Source organism: Streptomyces sp. NPDC107500, assembly GCF_055582785.1.
Window position 1 is genome coordinate 1 of the sequence record NZ_JBVJPF010000002.1, and the last position, 25,165, is coordinate 25,165.

At 72.8% G+C, this 25,165-nt stretch carries 19 protein-coding genes; 12 read left to right on the forward strand and 7 right to left on the reverse strand.

Features of this window, described 5'->3' with window-relative positions; genetic code table 11:
- The 6 genes from ACZ67M_RS06155 to ACZ67M_RS06180 all read left to right on the forward strand — a co-directional run.
- On the forward strand, nt 1-762 hold a 762-nt coding region (locus ACZ67M_RS06155), incomplete at its 5' end, for a substrate-binding domain-containing protein (RefSeq protein ID WP_469849759.1).
- Between the two features lie 151 nt (nt 763-913).
- Nucleotides 914-2,329: an ABC transporter substrate-binding protein gene (locus ACZ67M_RS06160; protein WP_392017877.1), complete on the forward strand. Its 1,416-nt coding sequence runs from the start codon at nt 914-916 to the stop codon at nt 2,327-2,329.
- A 67-nt stretch (nt 2,330-2,396) separates the two neighbouring features.
- Nucleotides 2,397-3,356: a carbohydrate ABC transporter permease gene (locus ACZ67M_RS06165; protein WP_122616397.1), complete on the forward strand. Its 960-nt coding sequence runs from the start codon at nt 2,397-2,399 to the stop codon at nt 3,354-3,356.
- A gap of 17 nt (nt 3,357-3,373) precedes the next feature.
- Nucleotides 3,374-4,249 carry a carbohydrate ABC transporter permease gene (locus tag ACZ67M_RS06170; protein ID WP_125489809.1) on the forward strand — a complete coding sequence of 292 codons (876 nt, stop codon included), beginning with the start codon at nt 3,374-3,376 and terminating at the stop codon, nt 4,247-4,249.
- Between the two features lie 125 nt (nt 4,250-4,374).
- Nucleotides 4,375-5,979 carry a glycoside hydrolase family 13 protein gene (locus ACZ67M_RS06175; protein ID WP_469849762.1) on the forward strand — a complete coding sequence of 535 codons (1,605 nt, stop codon included), beginning with the start codon at nt 4,375-4,377 and terminating at the stop codon, nt 5,977-5,979.
- Between the two features lie 117 nt (nt 5,980-6,096).
- On the forward strand, nt 6,097-7,878 hold the full coding sequence (locus ACZ67M_RS06180) for an ATP-binding SpoIIE family protein phosphatase (RefSeq protein WP_392105119.1): 1,782 nt from the start codon (nt 6,097-6,099) through the stop codon (nt 7,876-7,878).
- A gap of 3 nt (nt 7,879-7,881) precedes the next feature.
- On the opposite strand, the gene ACZ67M_RS06185 is transcribed toward ACZ67M_RS06180, so the two are convergent.
- Nucleotides 7,882-9,762, reverse strand: coding sequence for an ABC transporter ATP-binding protein (locus ACZ67M_RS06185; RefSeq protein WP_469849765.1), 1,881 nt, complete (start codon nt 9,760-9,762; stop codon nt 7,882-7,884).
- A 198-nt stretch (nt 9,763-9,960) separates the two neighbouring features.
- Here ACZ67M_RS06185 and ACZ67M_RS06190 point away from each other — a divergent pair, with 198 nt between their 5' ends.
- Nucleotides 9,961-10,860 carry a lysylphosphatidylglycerol synthase transmembrane domain-containing protein gene (locus ACZ67M_RS06190; protein ID WP_469850677.1) on the forward strand — a complete coding sequence of 300 codons (900 nt, stop codon included), beginning with the start codon at nt 9,961-9,963 and terminating at the stop codon, nt 10,858-10,860.
- Between the two features lie 26 nt (nt 10,861-10,886).
- On the opposite strand, the gene ACZ67M_RS06195 is transcribed toward ACZ67M_RS06190, so the two are convergent.
- The 3 genes from ACZ67M_RS06195 to ACZ67M_RS06205 form a co-directional block, all read right to left on the reverse strand.
- Entirely contained in the window at nt 10,887-12,110 is a 1,224-nt protein-coding gene (locus tag ACZ67M_RS06195) for an NAD(P)/FAD-dependent oxidoreductase (protein WP_469849767.1), read from the reverse strand.
- A complete protein-coding gene (locus tag ACZ67M_RS06200) occupies nt 12,107-13,513 on the reverse strand; it encodes an FAD-dependent oxidoreductase (RefSeq protein ID WP_469849769.1) in 1,407 nt (468 codons plus the stop codon). The genes ACZ67M_RS06195 and ACZ67M_RS06200 overlap by 4 nt, the downstream gene beginning before the upstream one ends.
- Before the next feature lie 118 nt (nt 13,514-13,631).
- Nucleotides 13,632-15,071 (reverse strand): FGGY family carbohydrate kinase, encoded by a 1,440-nt coding sequence (locus ACZ67M_RS06205; protein WP_469849771.1) that lies wholly within the window; start codon nt 15,069-15,071, stop codon nt 13,632-13,634.
- A 274-nt stretch (nt 15,072-15,345) separates the two neighbouring features.
- Here ACZ67M_RS06205 and ACZ67M_RS06210 point away from each other — a divergent pair, with 274 nt between their 5' ends.
- The 5 genes from ACZ67M_RS06210 to ACZ67M_RS06230 all read left to right on the forward strand — a co-directional run bounded on the left by ACZ67M_RS06210 (nt 15,346) and on the right by ACZ67M_RS06230 (nt 22,420).
- Nucleotides 15,346-16,347: a hypothetical protein gene (locus ACZ67M_RS06210; protein WP_385798451.1), complete on the forward strand. Its 1,002-nt coding sequence runs from the start codon at nt 15,346-15,348 to the stop codon at nt 16,345-16,347.
- Between the two features lie 32 nt (nt 16,348-16,379).
- Complete coding sequence (locus ACZ67M_RS06215; protein WP_329473443.1) at nt 16,380-17,924, forward strand: amino acid permease; 1,545 nt, start codon at nt 16,380-16,382, stop codon at nt 17,922-17,924.
- Nucleotides 17,925-18,157: 233 nt separating this feature from the next.
- The gene (locus ACZ67M_RS06220; protein ID WP_392105176.1) at nt 18,158-19,282 is read left to right on the forward strand and encodes a mechanosensitive ion channel family protein; all 1,125 of its coding nucleotides are present in this window, start codon (nt 18,158-18,160) and stop codon (nt 19,280-19,282) included.
- 37 nt (nt 19,283-19,319) lie between these two features.
- Entirely contained in the window at nt 19,320-21,539 is a 2,220-nt protein-coding gene (locus ACZ67M_RS06225; protein WP_385798258.1) for an NADP-dependent isocitrate dehydrogenase, read from the forward strand.
- An 83-nt stretch (nt 21,540-21,622) separates the two neighbouring features.
- The gene (locus ACZ67M_RS06230) at nt 21,623-22,420 is read left to right on the forward strand and encodes an N-formylglutamate amidohydrolase (protein ID WP_469849773.1); all 798 of its coding nucleotides are present in this window, start codon (nt 21,623-21,625) and stop codon (nt 22,418-22,420) included.
- Nucleotides 22,421-22,440: 20 nt separating this feature from the next.
- Here ACZ67M_RS06230 and ACZ67M_RS06235 read toward each other — a convergent pair whose 3' ends face one another.
- From ACZ67M_RS06235 to ACZ67M_RS06245, 3 genes are all read right to left on the reverse strand, one after another.
- Nucleotides 22,441-22,962, reverse strand: coding sequence for a hypothetical protein (locus tag ACZ67M_RS06235; RefSeq protein WP_361368301.1), 522 nt, complete (start codon nt 22,960-22,962; stop codon nt 22,441-22,443).
- Nucleotides 22,959-23,534 carry an RNA polymerase sigma factor gene (locus ACZ67M_RS06240; RefSeq protein WP_361368299.1) on the reverse strand — a complete coding sequence of 192 codons (576 nt, stop codon included), beginning with the start codon at nt 23,532-23,534 and terminating at the stop codon, nt 22,959-22,961. The genes ACZ67M_RS06235 and ACZ67M_RS06240 overlap by 4 nt, the downstream gene beginning before the upstream one ends.
- 71 nt (nt 23,535-23,605) lie before the next feature.
- On the reverse strand, nt 23,606-25,039 hold the full coding sequence (locus tag ACZ67M_RS06245; RefSeq protein ID WP_392105131.1) for a S8/S53 family peptidase: 1,434 nt from the start codon (nt 25,037-25,039) through the stop codon (nt 23,606-23,608).
- Nucleotides 25,040-25,165 lie beyond the last annotated feature (126 nt).

Below are 25,165 nucleotides of genomic sequence, written 5' to 3' on the forward strand. Positions count from 1 at the left end.
CAGCAGGGGCTGACGCCGGTGCTGTGCACGCAGACCAAGGGCGGCGTCTCCGAGGCCGACTACGTCGAGCTGCTGCTCCAGCAGCAGGTCTCGGGGGTCGTCTTCGCCGGCGGCGGTCTCTTCGCCCAGGCGGACGCGCCGCACGACCACTACCGGCTGCTCGCCGAGCGCAACATCCCCGTCGTGCTCATCAACGCCTCCATCCCGGATCTGGACTTCCCGTGCATCGCGTGCGACGACGCGGTGGCCGTGGAGCAGTCCTGGCGGCACCTGGCATCCCTGGGCCACGAACGCATCGGCCTGGTGCTGGGCCCGTCGGACCACATCCCGTCCCGCCGCAAGCTGGCCGCGGCCCGGGAGGCCGCCGTGGCCGCGCACGCCGAACTGCCGGACGAGTTCGTGGAACGCGCCATGTTCTCCCTGGAAGGCGGCCAGGCCGCCGCCGCCCGCCTCCTGGAGCGCGGCGTCACCGGCATCATCTGCGCCAGCGACCCCCTCGCCCTCGGCGCCGTCCGCGCCGCACGACGACGCGCACTCCACGTCCCCCACGACGTCTCCGTCATCGGCTACGACGACAGCGCCTTCATGACCTGCACCGAACCACCCCTCACCACCGTCCGCCAACCCATCGAAGCCATGGGACGCGCCGCCGTCGACCTCCTCTGCGCCCAGATCCAAGGCACCGAAGTCCCACACAGGGAGCTGCTGTTCGAACCGGAACTCGTCGTTCGGGGATCTACCGCGCAGGTTGGGACCCGGTAGCGGATCCTCAACTTCTTCGGTCGACTGTCAAGCAATTACGAAATCAGCGCGAGATATTGCGTTCACTTGTTCGCGGTGGTTGAGTGAGCGGCGCCCCACAACGCATCGGCGGTGGGGCGCCTTCCACGTTCATGCCCGAAGGGGACCACCCATGAGAAGTGCTCGGTTCCGCCGTACTCGCCGTGCCGGCGCCATCACGCTCGTCTCCGCTCTCACCCTGACCGCTCTGGCCGCCTGCGGCACGAGCAGCAGTGACGACGGCGGCGGTTCCGAAAGCGGCAACGGGTCCTCCGACCCGGCTGCTCCGCTGGACCCGAAGACCAAGGTCACGATCACCATCGACTGCATGCCGCCGACGGCGAAGGCGGCCGAGCTGAAGGAGTGGAAGGAGGACGTCAAGGAGTTCAACAAGACCTACCCCAACGTCACGATCGAGGGCCGCTCCACCCCCGGCCAGTGCCTGGAGCCGCCGCGCTTCACCGCGATGCTCAAGGCCAAGTCGCAGCCCGACGTCTTCTACACCTACTTCACCGACCTGCCCCAGGTGCTGGACAACGACGGCGCCGAGGACATCACGGCGTACGTCAACGACAAGACCGTCCCCGCCCTCAAGGACATCGACCCGAACGTCCTGGGCTCGCTCAAGCACGAGAACAAGCTCTACGGCCTGCCCACCAGCAACTACACGATGGGCCTGCTGATCAACCGCAAGCTCTTCGAGAAGGCCGGACTGGACCCGGACAACCCGCCGCGCACCTGGGACGAGGTCCGCACCGCCGCGAAGAAGATCGCCGGTCTGGGCGACGGCATCGCCGGCTTCGGCGAGTACAGCGCGGGCAACACCGGTGGCTGGCACTTCACCGCCCAGATGTACAGCCGCGGCGCCCAGGTCGTCGACGAGAGCGGCAAGAAGGCGGCGTTCAACAACGAGACGGGCAAGCAGGTCGCCGAGAACCTCCACGCCATGCGCTGGGAGGACGAGAGCATGGGCAAGACCCAGCTGCTCAAGTGGGGCGACCTCCAGAAGCAGATCGCCACCGACAAGCTCGGCATGTTCCTCGCCGCGCCGGACGACATCACCTACATGGTCCAGCAACTCGGCGCCGACTACGCGAACTTCGGCATGGGGCCGATTCCGGGTGAGAAGAACACGCTGGCCGGCGGCAACAACTACATGGTCAAGAAGGGCATCTCGTCCGACAAGATCAAGGCGGCCGTCGCCTGGCTGAACTTCCAGAACCTCACCGTCGGTGAGGGGCAATTCAACTGGGCCCGCAAGAAGACCGACAAGCTCCCGGTCGGCCTCCCGCAGCCCAACTTCTGGCTGAACGAGTCCAAGACGAAGGACGACGGGGCCCGCATCGAGCACGCCACGATGCCGGTCGAGAACTTCAAGAGCTTCATGGACAACCCGGTGCCGGGCATGGCCGAGCCGCCGAAGGCGCAGGAGGTCTACAAGGTCCTGGACAACGTGATGTCCGGCATCCTCACCAACAAGGACGCCGACATCGACAAGCTGCTCTCCAGCGCGGAGAAGCAGGTCGACCAGGTTCTGGCCACGCAGTGACCGGCTCCCTCGGGGGGCGGGCCGCACCGCCCCCCGGGGCCCATGAGATCAGTCCCAAGGAGCGACGATGTCGGCCCCCAGCCTGACCCCGAGCAAGGCGGCGAGAGCCCGCCACGCCCAGCCGCCGGTGGACGGCCCGCCCCCGCGCGGCGGGTCCTTCGGCAGGAGTCTGAAGCGCAACCTGACCGCGCACGGCTTCCTGATCGGAGCGGTCCTCTGCTTCGCGTTCTTCTCCTGGTACCCGATGGTCCGGGAGTTCCTCCTCGCCTTCCAGAAGACGGACCAGGGCGAGGTCTCCTGGGTCGGCCTGGACAACCTGCGAACGGTCTTCAACGACCCGGCCTTCTGGCAGGCGTGGCGCAACACGCTGCTGTTCACCGTGCTGGCCCTCGTCCTCGGCTTCGCGGTGCCGTTCGTCGTCGCGCTCGTCATCAACGAACTCAGGCACGGCAAGGGGTACCTGCGGCTGCTGGTCTACCTGCCGGTGATGCTCCCGCCGGTCGCCGCGGTCCTGCTCTTCAAGTACCTGTACGACCCCGGTTACGGGCTGCTCAACGAACTGCTCGGCTCGGTCGGGCTGCCCGAGCAGCAGTGGCTCCAGGACCCCGACCTCTCGATGCTGTCCGTGGTCATCGCGTCGACGTGGATGAACATGGGCGGCGCGGCGCTCATCTACCTCGCCGCGCTCCAGGGCATCCCGGGCGAGCTGTACGAGGCGGCGGAGCTGGACGGGGCCGGACTGCTGCGCAAGGTCTGGCACGTGACGATCCCGCAGACGCGGCTCATCCTCTCGCTGATGCTGCTGATGCAGATCATCGCCACCATGCAGGTCTTCGTGGAGCCCTTCCTGCTCACCGGCGGGGCCGGGCCCGAGGGCTCGACCACCACCGTCGTCTACCTCATCTACCAGTACGCCTTCAACTTCAACAACTACGGCGCCGCGGCCGCCCTCGGCCTGCTGCTCCTCGTGCTGCTGGCCGGTTTCTCGGCGGCGTACGTGAAGCTCAACCGCGCCGAGGACGAGTAGGCCGGGGGAATCCACCGATGTCCACACGCACGCTCATCTCGCCGGCCCAGCTCGCCCGGCCCCGCGGCAAGGTCCTCTACTGGGTGACGTTCGGCGGTGTGATCACGCTGTTCACCGTGGTCTTCCTGGGCCCCATGTACTGGATGGTCTCCAGCGGGTTCAAGGACACCCAGGAGGTCGTCCGGACGCCGCCGACGCTGGTCCCCGAGTCCTTCGAACCGGACAACTACTCGCAGGCCTGGAACGTCATGGACCTGGCCGGCCTGCTGGGGAACACGCTGTACTACGCGTTCGGCGCGCTCGCCTTCCAGCTGGTGCTCGACGTGGCGGCGGCCTACTCGCTGTCCAAGCTCCGGCCGGTCTTCGGCAAGGCCATCCTCGGCATGATGCTGGCGACGCTGATGATCCCGGCGACCGTCCTGGTCGTACCGCAGTACCTGACGGTGCTCGACGTGCCGATCTTCGAGCGCAACCTGCTGAACACGCCGTGGGCGATCTGGCTGCCCTCGGTGACCAACGCGTTCAACATCTTCCTGCTGAAGCGGTTCTTCGACTCGATCCCCAGGGAACTGCTCGACGCCGCCTCGATGGACGGCGCCTCCCCGATGCGCACCCTGCGGTCGATCGTCCTGCCGATCTCGCGGCCGATCCTCGGCGTGGTGTCCATCTTCGCGATCGTGGGCGTCTGGAAGGACTTCCTCTGGCCCATGCTGACCCTGCCCGACCCGGCCAGGCAGACCCTGAACGTGGGGATCTACTCGCTGTCCAACGGGGTGCCCGTCAACGTGCTGATCGCCGCGCTGACCATGGCCTCACTGCCCACGCTCATCATCTTCCTGATCTTCCAGCGCAACATCATGAGCGGACTCACCGCCGGAGGGCTCAAGGGCTGAGGCAGCGCGCCCCGCCCTCCTCCGCCCCGCCGGCCCGTCCCGTCAACCTTCGCCGCCGGCCCGTCCGACGCCCCGCACTGTCCGGGCCGGCGGCGAAGATCCACCCTGCCCGAAAGGACCGTCACGTGGCAGCCCCCACCTCGCACCGCACCGAAGACTGGTGGCGCGACGCCGTCATCTACCAGGTGTACCCCCGCAGTTTCGCCGACGGCGACGGCGACGGCACCGGTGACCTCGCGGGCGTCCGGGCGCGACTGCCCTACCTCGCCGAACTCGGGGTCGACGCCGTCTGGTTCACGCCCTGGTACGTCTCCCCGCTGGTCGACGGCGGCTACGACGTCGCCGACTACCGCACCATCGACCCGGCCTTCGGCACCCTCGGCGAGGCCGAGAAACTCATCGCCGAGGCACGGGAGATGGGCATCCGCACCATCGTCGACATCGTCCCCAACCACGTCTCCGACCAGCACGCGTGGTTCCGGGCGGCGCTGGCCGCCGGTCCGGGCAGCGCGGAGCGGGAGCGGTTCCACTTCCGGCCGGGCCGCGGCGAGAACGGTGAACTGCCGCCCAACGACTGGCCCTCCCAGTTCTCCGGCCGCACCTGGACCCGGGTCCCGGACGGCGAGTGGTACCTGCACCTGTTCACGCCGGAACAGCCCGACCTCAACTGGGCCCATCCGGAGGTGCGCCGGGAGCATGAGGAGATCCTGCGGTTCTGGTTCGAGCGCGGGGTGGCGGGTGTCCGCATCGACTCCGCCGCGCTGCTCGCCAAGGACCCCGCGCTGGCGGACTTCGTGGAGGGCGTCGACCCTCACCCGTACATCGACCAGGACGAGCTGCACGACATCTACCGCTCCTGGCGGACCGTCGCCGACGAGTACGGGGGCGTCTTCGTGGGCGAGGTGTGGCTGCCCGACGCCGAGCGCTTCGCACGGTACCTGCGGCCCGACGAACTGCACACGGCCTTCAACTTCAACTTCCTGTCCTGCCCCTGGGACGCGGGGCGGCTGCGTCGCACCATCGACGACACGCTGGCCGAGCACGCTCCGGTCGGCGCCCCCGCCACCTGGGTGCTGTGCAATCACGACGTGACCCGGACGGTGACCCGGTACGGCCGCGAGGACACCGGTTTCGACTTCGCGAAGAAGGCGTTCGGGACCCCGACCGACCCGGCCCTCGGCACCCGGCGCGCCCGTGCGGCCGCCCTGCTGACGCTGGCCCTGCCGGGCTCCGTCTACGTGTACCAGGGGGAGGAACTCGGCCTGCCCGAGGCCGATGTCCCGCGCGGGAGCATCCAGGACCCGATGCACTTCCGCTCCGGGGGCACCGATCCGGGCCGGGACGGCTGCCGGGTACCGCTGCCCTGGGTGGCCGACGCGCCGTACTGCGGTTTCGGCTCCGAGACCGAGCCCTGGCTGCCGCAGCCGGAGGGCTGGGCGCGGTACGCGGCGGACCGGCAGGCCGCGGATCCGGGGTCGATGCTGGCGCTCTACCGCGAGGCGCTGCGGCTGCGGCGCTCCGCCGAGGGCTTCGGTGACGGTCCGCTGGACTGGCTGCCCGCCCCCGACGGGGTCCTCGCGTTCCGGCGCCCCGGCGGTCTGGTGTGTGTGGTCAACCTGTCGGCCGCGCCGGTCGAGCTGCCCGCGCACGGCTCCCTGCTGCTCGGCAGCCGGCCGCTGGACGAGGACGGCCGGCTGTCCGTCGACGCGGCGGTGTGGCTGCGCGGCTGAGCCGTCCCCGGGCCGGTTCCCCGGTCGGCGCTCCCCCGCCGATCGGGGCCTCGCCGTCGCCCCTGGACCGGGGGCGAGGCAGAATCAGGGGCAGGAGGCCGTGGGAGGAGGCGAGGCGTGCGGGAGCGACCGTGGCTGAGCGGGGTGCGGCGCCCCCCGAATCCCCTCGTGAGCGGGCACCGGGCGGCGCGGGGGGCGCTGCGGTCGATGACGGAGGCGCTGGGCGCGCGACGCCGGCTGGCCTGGCTGAACGCGGCGGACCTGAGCATCGGCACCACGCTCGACGTGCGGCGGACGGCGGAGGAGCTGGCCGGCTTCGCCGTGCCGGAGCTGGCCGACGGCGCCGCGGTGGACCTGCTGGACTCGGTACTGCGGTTCCAGGAGGGCGACCGGGTCTCCGGAGGGGGCGCGCCGCGGCTCAGGGCCATGGCGGTGTCGGAGGTCGAGGGCCTGAACCTCGCGCCCGATCCGGTGGGCGAGCTGTCGGTGCACACCGCCGACCGGCTGGGGCAGCGGTGCCTCACCACCCGCCGGCCGGTGCTGGTGACCCGGATGACGCGGGCGGACTTCGCCGTGATCGCGCCCTCGCGCGAGTCGTCGGACATCATGCGCCGGGCGGGCGTCCACTCCTACCTGGCGGTGCCGTTGATCGCCCGCGGGGTGCTGCTGGGGCTCGCCGACTTCGTACGGGCGGGCCGCCGGGCGCCGTTCAGCCGGACCGACGTGGCCCTGGCCATGGAGCTGGCGTCCAAGGCCGCCGTGTACATCGACAACGCCCGGCTCTACGGGCGCGAGCGCGAGCACGTGGTGACGCTTCAGCGGGCCCTGCTCCCGCGGTCCAGCCCGAGCACTCCCGGGCTCGACGTGACCTCGTGCTACGACCCGGCGGCGGACCCGGCCGCGGTGGGCGGCGACTGGTTCGACGTGGTCGCGCTGCCCAGCGGGCGTACCGCCCTGATGGTGGGCGATGTGATGGGCCGTGGTCTGGCCGCCGCGGCGACCATGGGGCGGCTGCGGACGGTGGCCCGGACCCTGATGGCGCTGGACATCGCGCCCGAGCGGCTGCTGGCCCGCCTCGACCTGGCCGCCCGCGACCTGGAGGAGGACCAGGTCGCCACCTGTCTGTGCGCGGTGTACGACCCGTACGGCGGCACCTTCCGCGTCTCCAGCGCCGGTCACCCGCCGCCGCTGCTGACCGGGCCCGACGGTGCCTCCGCGTTCCTGGAGGTGCCCGCGGGGGCGCCGCTGGGGGCGGGGGTGATCCCGTACGACGTGGTCGAGCGGCGGGTGCCCGAGCGGACCCGGCTGACGCTGTTCACGGACGGGCTGGTCAGATCGCGTACGGCCGATCTGGGCACGCAGTTGGAGCGGCTGCGCGTGGCGGTCGGCGAGGGCCTGCCCGCCGACGGGACCGAATGCCGGGCGGTCGCCGAGCGGATCGGCGGTGACCGGTCGGACGACGCGATCGTCCTGGCGGCCCTCGCCCTTCCGCTCGGTCCGGAGTGCGACGTGTACGTGCGTCCGCTGCCGCCGGACGGCAAGGCCGCGGGACAGGCCCGTGCGGCGGTGCGCGAGCAGTTGCAGCGGTGGGGTCTGGAGGAACTGGTCGACACTACGGAGCTGGTGGTCAGTGAGTTGGTCGGCAACGCCCTGCGGTACGGGAACGCCCCGGGTGAGCTGCGGCTGCTGCGGCACGAGCGGCTGTCGGTGGAGGTCTCCGACTCCGGCCCCGACCTGCCGCAGATCCAGCACGCGGACGTGAGCGACGAGAGCGGGCGGGGTCTTCAGCTGATCAACATGCTGTGCCGGCGCTGGGGTTCGTGCCGCACCCCTGACGGCAAGGTGGTCTGGGCGGAGCAGGACCTGCCGGTGCGGGCCGGGGTGTCCGGCCCGCGGTAGCGGCTAGGCGGCCTTGTCCATCGTGCGGCGGGCGAACTGGGTGCGGTGCAGTTGGGCGTAGCGGCCCTGGGCGGCGAGGAGTTCCTCGTGGGTGCCGCTCTCCACGATGCGGCCGGCCTCGACGACCAGGATGCGGTCGGCCGCGCGGACGGTGGACAGCCGGTGCGCGATCACCAGGGCGGTCCTGTCCGCCAGGGCTTCGGTGAGGGCCTCCTGGACGGCCGCCTCGGAGGTGTTGTCGAGGTGGGCGGTGGCCTCGTCGAGGATGACGACGCGCTGGCGGGCGAGGAGCAGCCGGGCGATGGTCATGCGCTGGCGTTCGCCGCCGGAGAGCCGGTAGCCGCGCTCGCCGACCACGGTGTCGAGGCCGTCGGGCAGGGACCGGACGAGGTCGGTCAGGCGGGCGCGGCGCAGCGCGTCCCACAGTTCGGTGTCGCTCGCCCCGGGGCGGGCCAGCAGCAGGTTGGCGCGGACCGTGTCGTGGAAGAGGTGGCCGTCCTGGGTGACCATGCCGACGGTGTCGCGCAGCGAACGGGCGCTCAGGTCGCGGACGTCGACGCCGCCGACGCGGACGGTGCCGCCGTCGGTGTCGTACAGGCGCGGCAGCAGGCCGGCGATGGTGGACTTGCCGGCGCCGGAGGAGCCGACGAGGGCGATGGTCTGTCCGGGTTCGGCGCGGAAGGAGAGGCCGTGCAGGACCTCGTCGCCGCCGCGGGTGTCCAGGGAGGCGACCTCTTCGAGGGAGGCGAGGGAGACCTTGTCGGCGGCCGGGTAGCCGAAGCGGACGTCGTCGAACTCGACGGCGACCGGGCCGTCGGGGACCGGGCGGGCGTCGGGCTTCTCGTCGATGAGCGGGGTCAGGTCCAGCACCTCGAAGACCCGCTCGAAGCTGACGAGGGCGCTCATGACCTCCACGCGGGCCCCGGCGAGCGCGGTGAGCGGCGCGTAGAGGCGGGTGAGCAGCAGGGCCAGGGCGACGACGGCGCCGGGGTCCAGGCTGCCGCGCAGGGCGAGGAAGCCGCCGAGGCCGTAGACGAGGGCGAGGGCCAGGGCGGAGACGAGGGTGAGCGCGGTGATGAAGGCCGCCTGTGCGGTGGCGGTGCGCACTCCGATGTCGGCGACGCGGCGTGCCCGGTCGGCGAATTCGGCGGACTCGTCCTCGGGGCGGCCGAAGAGTTTGATCAGGGTGGCGCCGGGTGCCGAGAACCGCTCGGTCATCCGGGTGCCCATCGCGGCGTTGAGGGCGGCGGCCTCGCGCTGCATGCGGGCCATGCGGCGGCCCATCCGCCGGGCGGGGAGCACGAACACGGGGAGCAGCGCGAGGGCGAGCAGGGTGATCTGCCAGGACAGGGTGAGCATCACGGCGAGGGTGAGCACGAGGGTGACGAGGTTGCTGACGACGCCGGACAGGGTGTTGCTGAAGGCGCGCTGGGCGCCGATGACGTCGTTGTTGAGCCGGGAGACCAGCGCGCCCGTACGAGTACGTGTGAAGAACGCGACGGGCATGCGCTGCACATGATCGAACACGGCCGTGCGCAGATCGAGGATGAGCCCCTCCCCCAGCGTCGCCGAGATCCTGCGGGAGAGGATGCCGAGCACCGCCTCGGCGACCGCGATGAGGGCGATGAGCAGGGCGAGGCGGACCACCCTGCCCTCGTCGCCGCCCGACACGATCGCGTTCACGACGCGTCCGGCCAGGACGGGGGTGGCGACGGCGAGGAGTGCGGTCACCACCCCGAGCAGCACGAACCTGACGATGCGGGTGCGGTGCGGGCGGGCGAAGGCGCCGATGCGGCGCAGCGTGGCGCGGGCGAGGGGCCGGCGCTCCTGCTCGGCGTTCATGACGCTGTGCAGTTGGGTCCAGGCTGTGGTCTCCATGCTCATGCGGAGGACGTTAGGACCTCAAGCAACCTTGAGGTCAAGGCGGCGCCGCCCGCGGTCCGTAAGCCGTCGTCCGCGCGTCGGCCATCCGTAGTTGGCGCGGCTGGGGGAATGTCTTGTGGTGTGACGACAGCGGTACGACTCCCACGCCTCCCCGAGAAGCCGCTCCTGCGCCGGGTTCCGGTCCGCCGGATCCTGTGCGTGCTTCCGCTGCTGCTGGTGACCGTGGTCGCGGTGCGGCACCGGTCGGTGCTCGCCGAGGGCTTCGGTCATCTCGCCACGGCCCGCTGGCCGTGGCTGCTGGCGGCGGCCGGTGCGACCTGTCTGACCTGGGTGGCCGCCGCCTGCACCCGGCAGGGCGCGGTGGTGGAACGGCTGCCCCGACGGCGGCTGCTGGCCACGCAGTTCGCGGCGGGCGCGGCCAACCACCTGCTGCCGACGGGCCTGGGCGCCAGCGCGGTCAACCTGCGGTTCATGGCGGTGTGCGGGCTGCCGCTGGCGCGGTCCTCGGCGGCTCTCGCCCTGTATCTGCTGGCGGAGAGCGTGGGCCGGCTCGCGCTGCTGGGCGTGCTGTTCCTCCTGTTCCCCGGCGCGCTGCGGCTCGGCACGCTGCTGCCCGAGGGGGCGGTGGGACCGCTGCTGGCGGTCGCGGGTGCGGTGCCGGTGGTCGCGGCGGGGGTGCTCGTGCTGGTGCCGCGGCTGCGCGGGGCGGTGGTCTCGTTCCTGCGGACGGCGCTCGGCGAGGCCCGCTCGGTGCACCGTCTCCCGGCGCGGGCGGTGGCGCTGTGGGGCGGCGCGTTCGCGTTCCCCGCGCTCCAGGCGTCCGCGCTGGTCCTGGTGGGCCGGTCGCTGGGGCTGCCGGTGCCGGTCGCGCACATGGCGGTGGCGTATCTGGCGGCGACCGTCGCGGTGGCGCTGGTGCCGACGCCGGGCGGTATCGGCTCGGTCGAGGCGGCGCTGGTCGTCGCGCTGGTGGCGGCGGGCGGTCCGGCGGCGGTGGCGACGGCGGTGGTGCTGGCGTTCCGGCTCCTGACGGTCTGGCTGCCGCTGCTGCCGGGGGCGTTGACGCTGGCCGCGCTGGTGCGGATGCGGGTGATCTGAGGGCTGCCGGGCGCTCCGGGTGCCGGTCAGGCGACGGTGACGCGTACCGGTCCGCCGCCGGGGTCGACCCGGTGCGTCCAACGGGCCGTCAGGGTCAGCGGGCGGTGCGGGACGGCGGTGGTGAGCGGGAGGCGGGCGCGGTGCAGCGGGCGGCCGTCCTGGGTGACGTACAGGACGGGGCGGGTCAGTGGGATCGCGGTGCGCAGGAGGTAGGGGAGGCGGTCGGCGGGGGTGACGCGGTTCGGGGTGACGCGGAGCAGGGGTGGTCCGGCGAGGAGGGGGACGGCGGCGGGTCCGTCGTCCGGCGCGGGTGTAAGGAGCCGGTGGTGTACGGCGGTCGCGGCGTGGACGCCTTCGCGGGCCGCGGTGGCGGCGCTCTCGACGGCGTGCAGCACACTGCCGGCGGCGAAGACGCCGGGGCGGGTGGTCCGCAGGGCGCCGTCCACGGCGGGGCCGCCGGTGCCGGGGTCGAGGGTGAGCGCGCCACGCCGGGCGAGTTCGTGCTCGGGGACGAAGTCGCCGGTGAACACGACGGTGTCGCAGCGGAGGGTGGCCGTGCGGCCGTCGCGGTGGCGGACGCGCACGCCCGACAGGCGTCCGTGGCCGAGGAGTTCGGTGACCGTGGTGCCGGTGAGGACCGGAGTGCGGTGCCGCAGCCGGGTGTTCAGGGTGGTCGCGGGGCGGGCCGGGGCCCGGGGCAGTTCCGTGAGCAGTGCCACCACCTCGGCTCCGGCGGCGCGTACGGTGTCGGCGGCGGCGTGCGCGACGGCTTCCGCGCCGACGATCACCGCGCGGTCGCCGATGTGCTGCCCATAGTGGTGCACGGCCCGCTGGAGTTCGCCGGTGGTGTAGACGCCGGCGGGGCGGGTCCCGGGGACGAGGCGGGCGGCGCGGGGGCGTTCGCGGGCGCCGGTGGCCAGGAGGACGGCCCGGGCGGCGATGGTCTCGGCGCCCCGGGGTCCGACGGTGGCGAGGGTGCGGGGCCCCGCCCAGTCGAGGGCGGTGACGCCGGTCCGTACGTCCGCTCCCGCGCGGACCGCCGCGTCGGCGAGCAGCCGGGCGTGGGCGGGGCCGGTCCGCGTGTGCGGCCAGGTGCCGAAGCCGCGGTGCGCGCAGTGGACCGGCGCTCCCCCGGGCCACCGTTCGCGCTCCAGGACCTCGACGCGCGCGCCGGTCGTCGCGAGCCGGGTCGCGGCCACGAGTCCGGCGGGGCCCGCCCCCACCACCAGGACGTCGACCTCGCGCGTCATCGCCGTGCCTCCTCGAACAGTTCCCGGACCGCGGCCCCGCAGTAGAAGCCCTGGCAGCGGCCCGCCCGGGCGCGGGTGCGGCGGCGCAGTCCGTCGAGGCCGCGGGGCGGGATCGTACTGGCGAGGGCGTCGCGGATCTCGCCCCGGGAGACGCGCTCGCAGTGGCAGACGAGGACGCCGTACTCCGGGTCGGCGGCGACCAGGTCGGGCCGTTGGTGGGGGCGCGGGCACGTCTCGCCGAGGGAGGGCATGCGCACCGGCTCCGGGGGGCGTCGCGGTCCGAGGTCGAGTCCGGTGCCGGCGAGGAGGCCGGTGACGTGCTCGGCGATGGCGAGGGAGGCGGTGAGGCCGGTGGAGCGGATGCCGCCCACGGTGACGCAGCCCTGGCCGGGGTGGGCGGTGATCCGGTAGTCGTCGTGCTCGGTGGCGGCGCGCAGGCCGGCGTAGACGGCGGTGACCTCCTCCTCCAGCAGCGCGGGGAGGATCCGGCGGCCCTGCTCGCGCAGGCGGCGCAGGCCCTCGGCGGTGGACTCGGTGGCGGCCTTGTCGTCGAGGTCCTCGGCGGTGGGCCCGAGCAGGACGTTGCCGTGCACGGTGGGGGCGACCAGGACGCCCTTGCCGAGCGCGGTGGGGACGGGGAGGAGGATGTGCCGGACGAGTGCGCGGGCGAACGTGTCGTGGACGATGAGCTGGCCCCGGCGCGGGGTGACGGTGAAGTCGTCGTGGCCGAGTTGCCGGTCGAGGGTGTCGGCGTGCAGTCCGGCGGCGTTGACGAGGCGGCGGGCGCGGACGGTGCCGCGCGGGGTGGTCAGGTGGTGGACGCCGTCGTGGTGTCCGGCGTGTTCGACGGGCGCCTCGAGGTGCAGGTGGACGCCGGCCCGGACCGCCTGGGTGGCGTACGCCAGGGTCGTCGTCCACGGGCAGATGACGCTCTCGCCGGGCACGTGCAGGGCGCCGAGCGCGCCGGGTCCGAGGTGGGGTTCGCGGGCGTAGAGGTCGGCGGGGCCGAGGACGCGGGTGTCGTGGTACTCGTTGCGCGCGGCCTTCTCGGCGAGGCGGGGCAGGGCGGCGAGCTGTTCCTCGTCCCAGGCGACGAGCAGCGCGCCCACGGGCTCGACGGGGATGCCGGACTCGGCGGCGTACGCGGCGAGTTGGCGGGAGCCGGTCCGTACGAGCCGGGCCTCCAGGGAGCCGGGCACGGCGTCGAAGCCGGTGTGCAGGATGGCGGTGTTGGCCTTGGAGGTGCCCTGTCCGACGTCGTCCCGCGCCTCGACGAGCGCGACACGCAGCTCCGGGTGGTGCGCGAGCCGGCGGGCGATCGCGCACCCGACCACTCCGGCACCGACGATCACCACGTCGTACGGGTCCTCGGGGAGAGTGCCGGAGGCGGTGACCGTCGTCATGCGGGGCTCCGTCCGGTACGGGCGCCCGTCCCGAGCGGTTCCCGGCGGGCGTCACGCCGACCGCGGCGGCGCGCGTCGTGCCGGGCCCCCGGCGAGCGGCGCACCCATCCGATGCCCGTCATGCCGGCCCCCGGGCCAGCAGTACGTCGACGGCGCCGCGGAAGCGCGCGCGGCGGGAGGCGGCCTCGTCGGCGGTGACGCGGGGCTCGTAGACGGTGGTCGGGCCGGTGGCGGGCAGTGCGGAGGCGAGCGTCAGGGCCGGGTCCGCGCCGAGGCGGGCCAGCGCTCCCACGCCGAGCGCGGTGGCGTCCGGCAGGGCGGACACCTCCACGGGGAGTTGCAGGAGGTCGGCCTGGGTCTGCATGAGGAGCGCCGAGCGGGTGAGTCCGCCGTCGGCGCGGAGCACCTTCAGGTTGGTGCCGAGGTCGCCGGCCACCGCGTCGGCGAGTTCGGCGACCTGGGCGGCGATGCCCTCGCACAGGGCGCGCACCAGGTGGCCGGGGGCGGTGTCCAGGCCGAGACCGGTGAGCGAGCCGCGCAGGTCGCCGCGCCACCAGGGGGCGGCGAGGCCGGCCAGCGCGGGGACGAAGGTGACGCCGCCGCTGTCCGGCACGGTGGCGCCGACGGGGTCGAGGTCGGCGGCGCCGGTGATGACGCCGAGGCCGGTGAGCCAGCGCACGGCGGATGCGGCCGTGTACACCTGTCCGTCCAGGCAGTACTCGGTGCGTCCGCCCAGCCGCCAGGCGACGCAGCCGGCCAGGCCCGAGGCGCCCCGTCGCGGGGTGTGGCCGGTGTGGGCGAGGAGGAACGCGCCGGTGCCGTAGGTGCACTTGGCGGTGGCGGGCTCGGTGACACGCTGGGCGAGCAGGGCCGCCTGCTGGTCGACGGCGAGTCCGGTGAGCGGGAGTTCTGGTCCGAAGGCGCTGGTCGTGCCGACCGGACCGGCGTTGTCGACGACGTCCGGAAACGGCTCGTCGGCGAGGCCGTACAGCTCCAGGGCGCGGGGCGACCAGTCGGCGCGGTCGAGGTCGAGGAGCTGGGTGCGGGAGGCGGTGGCGGCGTCGGTGACGTGGGCGCCGGTGAGCCGGTGGATCAGCCAGCTGTCGGAGGTGGAGATCCGGCCGTCGCGGGTGAGGTGGCGTCGGATCCAGGCCATTTTCGGCGCGGCGAAGTACGGGTCGAGCGGCAGACCGGTCAGGTGGCGCAACTCGTCGGCCCGGGGTGAGAGTTCGGTGCAGATCGGTTCGGCCCTGCGGTCCTGCCAGACCAGGGCGCGGGTGAGCGGGCGGCTGGTCTCCGGGTCCCAGGCGAGCACGGTCTCGCCCTGGTTGGCCAGGCCCAGCGCGGTGACGGGCCGCCCCGACGCGGCGAGGGCCTGACGACCGGCGTCGACCACCGAGCCGTACAGCTCCTCCGGGTCCACCTCGACCAGGCCGCCCGGCAGGTGGCGGGGGTGGACCTCGGCGAATCCGGTGCCGACGACACCGCGTTCGGGGCAGATCACCAGGGCCTTGGTGCCGGACGTGCCCTGGTCGACCGCGAGCACCGCACCGGTCATCGCGTCCCTTCCCGCCTCCCCCGCCGAGGGGCTCGGCGATCACTGCGGGCCAGCCTGCCGCCGGGCGCGGACCCGCGTCAAGAGTGACTGGTGCGGCGTCAATTCGCCCTGGTAGGCGCGGATTTGCACGGCTGTGCCGAATCCGAACAGAGGCGGAACCTCCGCCTCTATAGTGTCCGCCGACCGCACGACCGCTTCACCGCCGCCCAGGGGAGGGCTGTTTGTCACGCCACGCTGCCGTCCCGCCCGTACCACTCCCGGCAGCGGGCGCATGATGGCCCGGGACGGGGCCCTGCCCGCCTACGACCCCGCGGGCCACGACACCGGACTGCGCTCGGCCCTCCAGGAGCTGCGGGCCGGACGCTGGATGTCGATGCGCGCCCTGCTCGACGAGACCACGTCCTGGTCGCGGTGGACGCAGCGCACCCAGGTGCTGGCCGCGTCCGCCGCCGGTACCGACGTGGTGCGGGCCTGGCTCACCGAGGAGCCGCACAGCGTGCCGGCCGCGGTGATGCACGCCCGGGTCGTCGTGGAGCGCGCGCTGCGGGCGCACCGCGAGGACCACCCGCGCACGCGGGAACTGTGGCTCCAGGCCTGGCACGCCTGCGACGCGGCGACCCGTTCGGCGCCGTACGACCCGGTGCCGTGGGTGTGCCTGCTGGCGCTGGCCCGGCTGGACGAGGAGCAGCGCTGGGACGAGCACCGGATGGCGCCGCCGGAACCCATGCTGCCGGCGGGGCCGTGGGGGCTGCTCGCGCAGGCCGGCAAGCGGGACCCGTACAACCGCGAGGCGCACCACCGCATGCTCCAGTTCCTGTATCCGCGGGGCGGCTCCGAACGGCTCGCGCAGGCCGCGGGGTTCGCGCAGTGGGCGGCGGGGTCGGCGCCGCCCGGCTCGGCGCTGCACGTGCTGCCGCTGTACGTGCGGGTGGAGCGCTACCGGCGCTCGGGCGGGCGGGAGGCCGCCCTCGACCTGCACTGGGTGGCGGAGGACGCCACCCGGGAGGCGCGGCAGGCGTACCACTCCTGGTTCGCCCTGACCCCCCACGACGAGCGGTCCCAGCTGGACATGAACCACCTGGCGCACGCCCTGTGGGGCGCCCTGCGGTTCTCGGAGGCGGACCGGGTGTTCGACGCGCTCGGCCCCTACTGGACGCCGCAGCCCTGGGCCTGCCGGGTCCCGGGGACGGGCTCCTCCCAGCGGGCGGTGGAGGTCTTCCTCCAGGCCCGCACGCGCAGCCGCTCGGCCGCCCACGGCGGTGGCCGCCAACCCTGACCCCCCACACCCTTCCGTTCCGGAGGTTTCGTATGTCCCGCCCTTCCGAACCGTCCGTCCCGGGGCCGCGCGCCGGGTCCGGCGCCGCGACCGACGAGGAGCAGCGCCTGCGCGAACTCGGCTACCGGCCGGTGCTGGCCCGCCGCATGGGCGGCTTCGGCAACTTCGCGATCAGCTTCTCGGTGATCTCGATCCTGTCCGGCTGCATGACCCTGTACGGCTTCGGCATGGGCACCGGCGGCCCCGCCGTGATGCTGTGGGGCTGGGCGGGCGTCGGCCTGTTCGTGCTCTGCGTCGGGATGGCGCTGGCCGAGGTCACCAGCGCGTATCCGACGTCCGGCGCGCTGTACTACATGGCCGACCGGCTCGGCGGGCGCCGCTGGGGCTGGTACACGGGCTGGCTGAACCTGCTGGGGCTGCTCGGCGCGATCGCCGGGATCGACTACGGGGCGGCCCTGTTCACGGGCGCGTTCCTGAACCTCCAGTGGGGCTTCGAGCCGACGCCGGAGAAGACGATGCTGATCTTCGTCGTGATCCTGATGCTGCACGCCACCCTCAACCTCTTCGGCGTGCGGCTGGTCAGCGTCCTCAACTCGGTGAGCGTGTGGTGGCACCTGGCCGGTGTGGCGCTCATCGTCGGCGCGCTGGTGATCGTCCCCGACCACCACCAGTCGCCGTCCTTCGTCTTCACCGAGTTCGTCAACGACACCGGCTGGGAGAACCCGCTGTACGTCGCGGCGATCGGGCTGCTGCTCGCCCAGTACACGTTCTCCGGCTACGACGCCTCGGCCCACCTGTCCGAGGAGACCTCGAACGCGTCGGTGTCGGCGGCGCGCGGCATCGTGCGGGCCATCTGGGTGTCATGGCTGGCGGGCTTCGTGCTGCTGGCCGGACTGACCTTCGCGATCCAGGACTACGCGGCCACGCAGAACACGGCGACCGGGGTGCCGCCCGCGCAGATCCTCCTGGACGGCCTGGGCACGGACGGCGCGAGCGCGCTGCTGCTCGTGGTGATCGTGGCGCAGCTGTTCTGCGGCAACGCCGAGGTGGCCGCCGCCAGCCGCATGGTGTTCGCGTTCAGCCGGGACGGCGCCCTGCCCGGCTCGGCCCTGTGGCGCAAGGTCTCCGCGCGCACCCAGACGCCGGTGGCCGCGGTGTGGCTGTCGGTGGTGGTGGCCGGTCTGCTGGCCGTGCCGTCCCTGTACTCGGCGACGGCGTACGGCGCGGTGACCGCGATCAACGTCATCGGCATCACCCCGGCGTACGCCATCCCGGTGCTGCTGCGGCTGCGGGCGGGCGACCGGTTCACGCCGGGGCCGTGGAACCTGGGCCGGTGGAGCAGGCCGGTGGGCTGGGTCGCGGTGGTGTGGGTGGCGTTCGTCACCGTGCTGTTCTGCCTCCCCCAGTCGTCGCCGGTGACGGTCGACACGATGAACTACGCGGCCGTCGCCCTGGTCGTCGTACTGGTTTTGGCCACGGTGTGGTGGTTCGTCGCCCGTCGGTCGTACGGCACTCCGACGACCGCGGCGTACGGCGACGACCGTGAGCAGGCGGAACTCGCCGAGGGGATCGTCTGAAACGCCTCTCCCCGCCCCTGTGCGCGGTACGGAACACCGCTCGGGATACGGCAGGATGAGCCCTCGCGCCGGTCGAACTGCCTTGCGACCGGCGCGAGCGCACATCCCGGAATCCAGTAGCCATCGAGTGATCGAGCAGGTGACGACGTGACGCGAGCTCACATCAGGCCGTCGGCGGGGAACTTCGCCGCGGCCGAGTCCCGTGGAGGTGGCCGGTGACCGGTGACCTGACCATGGACCACCTGGTGCCCGCGGGCATCGCGCTGGGGTCGGGCCTGCTGGGTGCGTTCCTGCTGCGGATGCTGCTGCGCTGGCTGGCCGGACACGCGGGGCGCACCCGCTGGGGCGGCGACGACGTCATCGTGGCCGCGCTGCGCACGATGGCGCCGTGGGTGGCGGTCTCCGCCGGTGCGGCGGGTGCGGCGGCGGCGCTCCCACTGACGCGGGCGGTGCAGCACAACGTCAACCAGGTACTGACGGTCCTGCTGATCTTCGTGGCGACGGTGACGGCGGCGCGGCTGGTCGCCGGTCTGGTGCGGTCGGTGACGACGTCCCGTTCCGGGGTGGCCGGGTCGGCCACGATCTTCGTCAACATCACCCGGATCCTGGTGCTGGCCATCGGCTTCCTGGTGATGCTGCAGACGCTGGGCATCTCCATCGCGCCGCTGCTCACCGCACTGGGCGTGGGTGGTCTGGCGGTCGCGCTGGCCCTCCAGGACACGCTGGCCAACCTCTTCGCGGGCATCCACATCCTGGCCTCGAAGACCGTGCAGCCGGGTGACTACATCCAGCTCAGCAGCGGCGAGGAGGGGTACGTCGAGGACATCAACTGGCGGCAGACCACCGTCCGCGACCTGTCCAACAACCTGGTCGTGATCCCGAACGGCCAGCTCGCGCAGTCCAACATGACCAACTTCATGCGGCCCGAGCAGCAGCTGACCATCCTGGTCCAGGTCGGCGTCTCCTACGACAGTGACCTGGAACACGTGGAGCGGGTGACGATCGAGGTGGTGGCCGAGGTGATGGCGGAGATCACCGGCGCGGTGCCCGAGCACGAGCCCGCGGTGCGCTTCCACACCTTCGGCGACTCGCGCATCGGCATGACGGTGATCCTCGGCGTCGGCGAGTTCAGCGACCAGTACCGGATCAAGCACGAGTTCATCAAGCGCCTGCACCGGCGCTACCGCGCGGAGGGCATCCGCATCCCGTCGCCCGCCCGGACGGTCGCGCTCCAGCAGGGGGCCGTGGTGTTCCCGCAGCAGCGGACGGGAGAGCCCGACGACGCCCCGCACGCCGGATTCGTCCGGAATCTCCCGTCGAACCCCAGTCGAGTCGACGCCGAGCACGAGATATCTTGATGTCGAGCAATGTTGCAGACGTGGAGCGGAGCACCCGGTGACTGACTCGACCATCATCTACACACACACTGACGAGGCCCCGGCCCTGGCGACGTATTCGTTCCTGCCGGTGATCCGGGCGTACGCCTCGCAGGCGGGTGTCGCCGTCGAGACCCGCGACATCTCGCTGGCCGGCCGCATCATCGCCGTCTTCCCGGAGTACCTGGCCGAGGACCAGCGCGTCCCGGACGCCCTCGCGGAACTCGGTGAGCTGGCCAAGACGCCCGCCGCCAACATCATCAAGCTGCCGAACATCTCGGCGTCCATCCCGCAGCTCAAGGCCGCCATCGCCGAGCTCCAGGGCCAGGGCTACGCGCTGCCGGCCTACCCGGACGACCCGAAGACCGACGAGGAGCGCGACATCCGCGCCCGCTACGACAAGGTCAAGGGCTCCGCGGTCAACCCGGTCCTGCGCGAGGGCAACTCCGACCGCCGCGCCCCGGCCTCGGTGAAGAACTACGCCAAGACCCACCCGCACCGCATGGGCGCCTGGACCGGCGACTCCAAGACCAATGTCGCGACCATGGGCGAGAACGACTTCCGCTCCACCGAGAAGTCCGTGGTGATCGCCGAGGACGGCGCGCTGCGGATCGAGCTGGTCGGCGACGACGGCACCACCACGGTGCTGCGCGAGTCGGTACCCGTGAAGAAGGACGAGGTCGTCGACGCCTCCGTGCTGCGCGTCGCCGCGCTGCGCGAGTTCCTGACCGCGCAGGTCGCCCGCGCCAAGGCCGAGGGCGTGCTGTACTCCGTGCACCTCAAGGCCACGATGATGAAGGTCTCCGACCCGATCATCTTCGGCCACGTGGTCCGCGCCTTCTTCCCGAAGACCTTCGCGAAGTACGCCGACAAGCTCGCCGCGGCCGGCCTCACCCCGAACGACGGCCTGGGCGGCATCTACAAGGGCCTGGAGTCCCTGCCCGAGGGCGCCGAGATCAAGGCCTCCTTCGACGCGGAGCTGGCCGAGGGCCCGGAGCTGGCCATGGTCGACTCCGACAAGGGCATCACCAACCTGCACGTGCCCTCGGACGTCATCATCGACGCCTCCATGCCGGCCATGATCCGCACCTCGGGCCACATGTGGGGCGCGGACGGCCAGGAGCACGACGCCCTCGCGGTCATCCCGGACTCCTCCTACGCCGGCGTGTACCAGGCCGTCCTCGACGACTGCCGCGCCAACGGCGCCTACGACCCCTCCACCATGGGCTCGGTCCCGAACGTCGGTCTCATGGCGCAGAAGGCCGAGGAGTACGGCAGCCACGACAAGACCTTCGAGATCCCCACCACCGGCACGGTCCGCCTGGTCGACGCCGACGGCAACGCCGTGCTGGAGCAGACGGTCTCCGCCGGTGACATCTTCCGCGCCTGCCAGACCAAGGACGCCCCGATCCGCGACTGGGTGAAGCTGGCCGTCACCCGCGCCCGGGCCACCGGCGACCCGGCCGTCTTCTGGCTGGACGAGGGCCGCGCCCACGACGCCAACCTGATCGCCAAGGTCAAGGCCTACCTGCCGGAGCACGACACCGAGGGCCTGGACATCAAGATCCTCTCCCCGGTCGAGGCGACCAAGCTGTCGGTGGAGCGCATCCGCCGCGGCGAGAACACCATCTCGGTCACCGGCAACGTGCTGCGCGACTACCTGACCGACCTCTTCCCGATCCTGGAGCTGGGCACCAGCGCCAAGATGCTGTCGGTCGTCCCGCTGATGGCGGGCGGCGGCCTCTTCGAGACCGGTGCCGGCGGCTCGGCCCCCAAGCACGTGCAGCAGCTGGTCAAGGAGGACTACCTGCGCTGGGACTCCCTCGGCGAGTTCTTCGCCCTGGTGCCGTCCCTGGAGCAGTACGCCGAGGCCACCGGCAACACCAAGGCCCGGGTCCTCGCCGACGCCCTCGACCGCGCCACGGCGACCTTCCTCAACGAGGACAAGTCCCCGACCCGTCGCGTCGGCGGCATCGACAACCGCGGCAGCCACTTCTTCCTGTCCCTGTACTGGGCGCAGGAGCTGGCCAAGCAGACCGACGACGCGGAGCTCGCCAAGGCCTTCGCCCCGCTCGCCGAGACGCTCACCGCCGCCGAGCAGAAGATCGTCGACGAGCTGAACGCCGTCCAGGGCAAGCCCGCCGAGATCGGCGGCTACTACCAGCCCGACCCGGCCAAGGCCGCCGCGGTCATGCGCCCGTCGGCCACCTGGAACGAGGCGCTGGCGTCCCTCGCCTGATCCTCAGACGTTCCCCGGCACCCCGTCTCCTTCCCCGGGAGGCGGGGTGCCCGTCTGTCCCGTCCGAGTCCTGGAGCCGCCCCGTGACCGACGCCCCGCCCGCCTTCGAGCTGCTGCCCGGCGCTCCGGGGTCCCCCGTGATCCTCCACGTGCCGCACTCCTCCCGCCGGATCCCCGCCGACGTCCGCGCCGGCCTCGCGCTCGCGGACGCCGCGCTGGAGCGGGAGCTGGACCACCTGACCGACGCGCACACCGCCGAGATCGCCGAGCGGGCCGCGGGACTGGCCGCCCTCACACCCTGGCGGTTCGTGAACCGGACGTCGCGGCTGGTCGTCGACCCGGAGCGGTTCCCGGACGAACGGGAGGAGATGGCCGCCGTCGGCATGGGCGCCGTGTACACGCGGACCTCGCACCGCGAGGTGCTGCGCGCCGCCGGCACCGACCCCGGGCCGCTGGTCGAGCGGTACTTCCGGCCGTACGCCCGGGCGATGACCGAGGCGGTCGCCGACCGGCTGGCGGCGACCGGGCGGGCCGTGATCATCGACGTGCACTCCTACCCCACCGAGCCGCTCCCCTACGAGCTGCACGGCGAGGGCCCGCGCCCGGCGGTCTGCCTCGGTACCGATCCGTTCCACACCCCGCCCGGGCTGCTCGCGGCGGCCCGGGCGGCGTTCGAACCGTGCGGGGAGACGGGCCTGGACAGCCCCTTCGGCGGGACGTACGTACCCCTGGACTTCTACGGGCGGCGGCACGAGGTCCGCGCGCTGATGGTGGAGATCCGCCGGGACACCTACATGACCGAGCCCGGCGGCCCGGCCGGACCCGGCCTGCCCCGCCTCGCGCGGTCACTCGCGGCACTGGTGGACGCCGTGCCGGCCTGACCCGGCGACCGCCGCCGGGGTCAGGCGCGCAGCCACTCGGTGACGACCACCTCGCCGCCGGTCCGCAGCCGCAGCGCGAACGGGCCCGCGGGCGGGGCGTCGCCGGTGAACCGGCCCATGTCGTCGGCGGTCAGCCGGGCGTGCGCCCGCGGGCCGCTCAGCACCTCGATCCCGGCCGGGCCCGGCGGCAGCAGCTGGCCGATCAGCCCGTCCGCGGTGACCTCCACGTCGACGGTCACCCCGTCGCTGCGGAACGTCAGCATCCGCGGCGGGTCCGTCTCCCCCCGGACCGGGATGGCGTCGACCAGCGAGTCGAAGGTCAGCTCGGCGACGCGGGCGTCGAGGTCGTGCAGCGCGAAGGCGTCGACGGCGACCTGGCGCAGGCCGGCCGGAACCGGGTCCAGGATCGCGGCCGCCTGCCGCAGCTCCTCCTCCAGCAGGCCGTCGTCCGGGTCGTCGTCCGCGAACGCCCCCTCGGGAAGTCCGTCGCGGGGCTCGGCGAAGTCGTCGAACCCGTCGAAGTCGTCGTGCCGGTCGCTCATGCCGTCCCCCGTGTCTCCAGCCGGGCCCGCAGCCGGCGCAGACAGCGCTGGCGCATGGGTCCGATGCTGCCCACCGCGATCCCCAGCGCCGCGGACACCTCCTGATAACTGGGCGGCGGCGAGGCGATCAGCACCCGCAGCAACTGGCGGCACCGCTCGCCCAGTTCCTCGAACTCCTGCCACAGCCGGCGCACCCGCTCGGTCTGCGCGGCGGCCTCCTCGGAGTCGAGCACCGACTCCTCCGGCGTACGGTCCTCGCTCGGCCGGTCGAGCAGCTGCGGGTCGTCCGTCGGCGTCCACCGCTTCGAGGCCCGCAGCAGCTTCAGGCACTCGTGGCGTGCCGTGCTCGCCAGCCAGGAGCCGGTCTTCTCCGGTTCGCGGATCCGCCCCAGGTGCTGGGCGAACCGGAACCAGGCGGTCTGGTACACCTCGTGCGCGTCGGCGTCGGACAGCCCGTGCGCCCGCACGACGGACCACACCAGCGGGCCGAGCCCCTCCACCAGTGACTTCCAGGCCGCCGCGTCCCCGTCGGCGGCCGACTGGACGAGCGCCCCGACATGTGCACGGTCCACGGTCCCACCCCTCGTGTACGACACGTCATCGTACGCCGTGGAGCGAGTGCTTCCGGCCGCCGTCAGGACGTTCACGACCCGCCGGCCGACGGGTCGACGGTGACCGGGTGCCAGGTGGGCGGCAGCAGCGCGGGGACGTGCGCGCCCCGCACCTCCGCGTACTCGGTGTTGGCCGCGAGGAGCTGCGTCCGGGCCGCGCGCGGGTCGGTCTCCTTGTGCGCCGTCATGTGGGCGGCGACGAGACCCGCGACCACGGGGGTGGCGAACGAGGTGCCGCTCCACTGCGCGTGCCCCTCGAACATCACCTGGTCCGGCTTGGCGGGCGCCTCGCCGGGCTCGCTCAGCACCCCGTTGTGCCGGGGGTACTGGCAGGTGCAGGGATAGGCGAACCCGAACCGGCAGGCGTCGTAGGTGGAGTGCTGGTAGACGTACGGCACGGGGGTCCCGAAGCCGGTCAGCGCGCTGGTGAGGCGCTCGCCCGGGGCGTAGACCTTGACCCAGCCGCCGTGGTTGGAGAAGCAGGCGCCGAACTCGCCGTCGGAGCGCAGCGCGCCGACCGACAGCACCGAGTTCTCCCAGCCGGGCAGGTCGGCGTAGGCGGCGGGCCAGAACGGCGTGGCGCTGGCGTTGTTGCCGGCGGCGGCGACGAGCAGGGTGCGCTGGTCGCGCAGTTCCTCCATGAAGGCGTGCACCCCGAGCAGGCCGTCCACGCGGCCGTTGGAGGTGCCGGCGGAGAGGCTGAGGACCTCGGGCCAGCCGCCGCGGTCGACGGCCTCGAAGAGCTTCTCGCCCAGCTCGGACTCCAGGATGGCCCCGGCGTCGTTGAGCGTGCCCAGGACGGTCACGTCGGTGTTGGGGGCGACGGCGGCGACAAGCCCGGCGATGAAGGTGCCGTGGCCGACGTACTGGAGCAGGACGCCGTCGTCGTCGCACTCCTTGAGCTGGGCGTCGCCGCCGGTGTGGGCCAGCAGCGGGTAGGAGCGGTAGTCGTTCATGAGGCCGGTGTCGATGACGAGGACGCCCACGGCGGTCTCCTCGTCGTACGGCGTCCCGGCGGCGGCCGGGTTCGGCGGCTCGCTGACCGGGACGGGTACGGGTTCGTCGCCGGGGCAGGCGTTGACGGCGATGGAGACGACGTGGTTGCGGCTGATCAGCCGGCGGCCCGCGCGGCCCTCCACGGTCCGCAGGGAGCGCAGGGCGTGGGCGACGGTGGAGTCGGTGCCGCGGTCGCCCTCGTCCGCCTCACCGACCCGGATGCGGGTGATGCCGGTGCGGTTGGTCTCGGGGCCGGCGCGGCGCACGGAGTCCGAGGTGAGTCCGGACATCGCGGTGAAGTGGTCGCGCACGGTGTCCTCGACGATGCGCGCCTCCTCGCCGTCGCGGGCGAGGACGACGCCCTTCTCGTAGAAGAACTCGGCGGAGTCGTCCGGGCCCATCGCCAGCGGGATGTCCGGCATCGAGCGCTGGATCTGGTCGAACTGCTCGTGGAATCGCTGTGGTGCCATGGCATGTCCTCCACGTCGGCGGCGGTGACGGCGGTCGTCGCCGCGTCCGGCTGCGGTCTGGCCGCGATCGGGGCCGGCTTCGTCAATCAGAGTCCCGGGGTGGCCGATTGATACAGACTCGAACCT

Coding starts and splice junctions, on each gene's coding strand:
- ACZ67M_RS06195 (WP_469849767.1), bottom strand. CDS start 12,110: ATGACGCGCGAGGTCGACGTCCTGGTGGTGGGGGCGGGCCCCGCCGGA.
- ACZ67M_RS06165 (WP_122616397.1), top strand. CDS start 2,397: ATGTCGGCCCCCAGCCTGACCCCGAGCAAGGCGGCGAGAGCCCGCCAC.
- ACZ67M_RS06185 (WP_469849765.1), bottom strand. CDS start 9,762: ATGAGCATGGAGACCACAGCCTGGACCCAACTGCACAGCGTCATGAAC.
- ACZ67M_RS06245 (WP_392105131.1), bottom strand. CDS start 25,039: ATGGCACCACAGCGATTCCACGAGCAGTTCGACCAGATCCAGCGCTCG.
- ACZ67M_RS06160 (WP_392017877.1), top strand. CDS start 914: ATGAGAAGTGCTCGGTTCCGCCGTACTCGCCGTGCCGGCGCCATCACG.
- ACZ67M_RS06200 (WP_469849769.1), bottom strand. CDS start 13,513: ATGACGACGGTCACCGCCTCCGGCACTCTCCCCGAGGACCCGTACGAC.
- ACZ67M_RS06215 (WP_329473443.1), top strand. CDS start 16,380: ATGTCCCGCCCTTCCGAACCGTCCGTCCCGGGGCCGCGCGCCGGGTCC.
- ACZ67M_RS06205 (WP_469849771.1), bottom strand. CDS start 15,071: ATGACCGGTGCGGTGCTCGCGGTCGACCAGGGCACGTCCGGCACCAAG.
- ACZ67M_RS06170 (WP_125489809.1), top strand. CDS start 3,374: ATGTCCACACGCACGCTCATCTCGCCGGCCCAGCTCGCCCGGCCCCGC.
- ACZ67M_RS06210 (WP_385798451.1), top strand. CDS start 15,346: ATGGCCCGGGACGGGGCCCTGCCCGCCTACGACCCCGCGGGCCACGAC.
- ACZ67M_RS06220 (WP_392105176.1), top strand. CDS start 18,158: ATGGACCACCTGGTGCCCGCGGGCATCGCGCTGGGGTCGGGCCTGCTG.
- ACZ67M_RS06235 (WP_361368301.1), bottom strand. CDS start 22,962: ATGAGCGACCGGCACGACGACTTCGACGGGTTCGACGACTTCGCCGAG.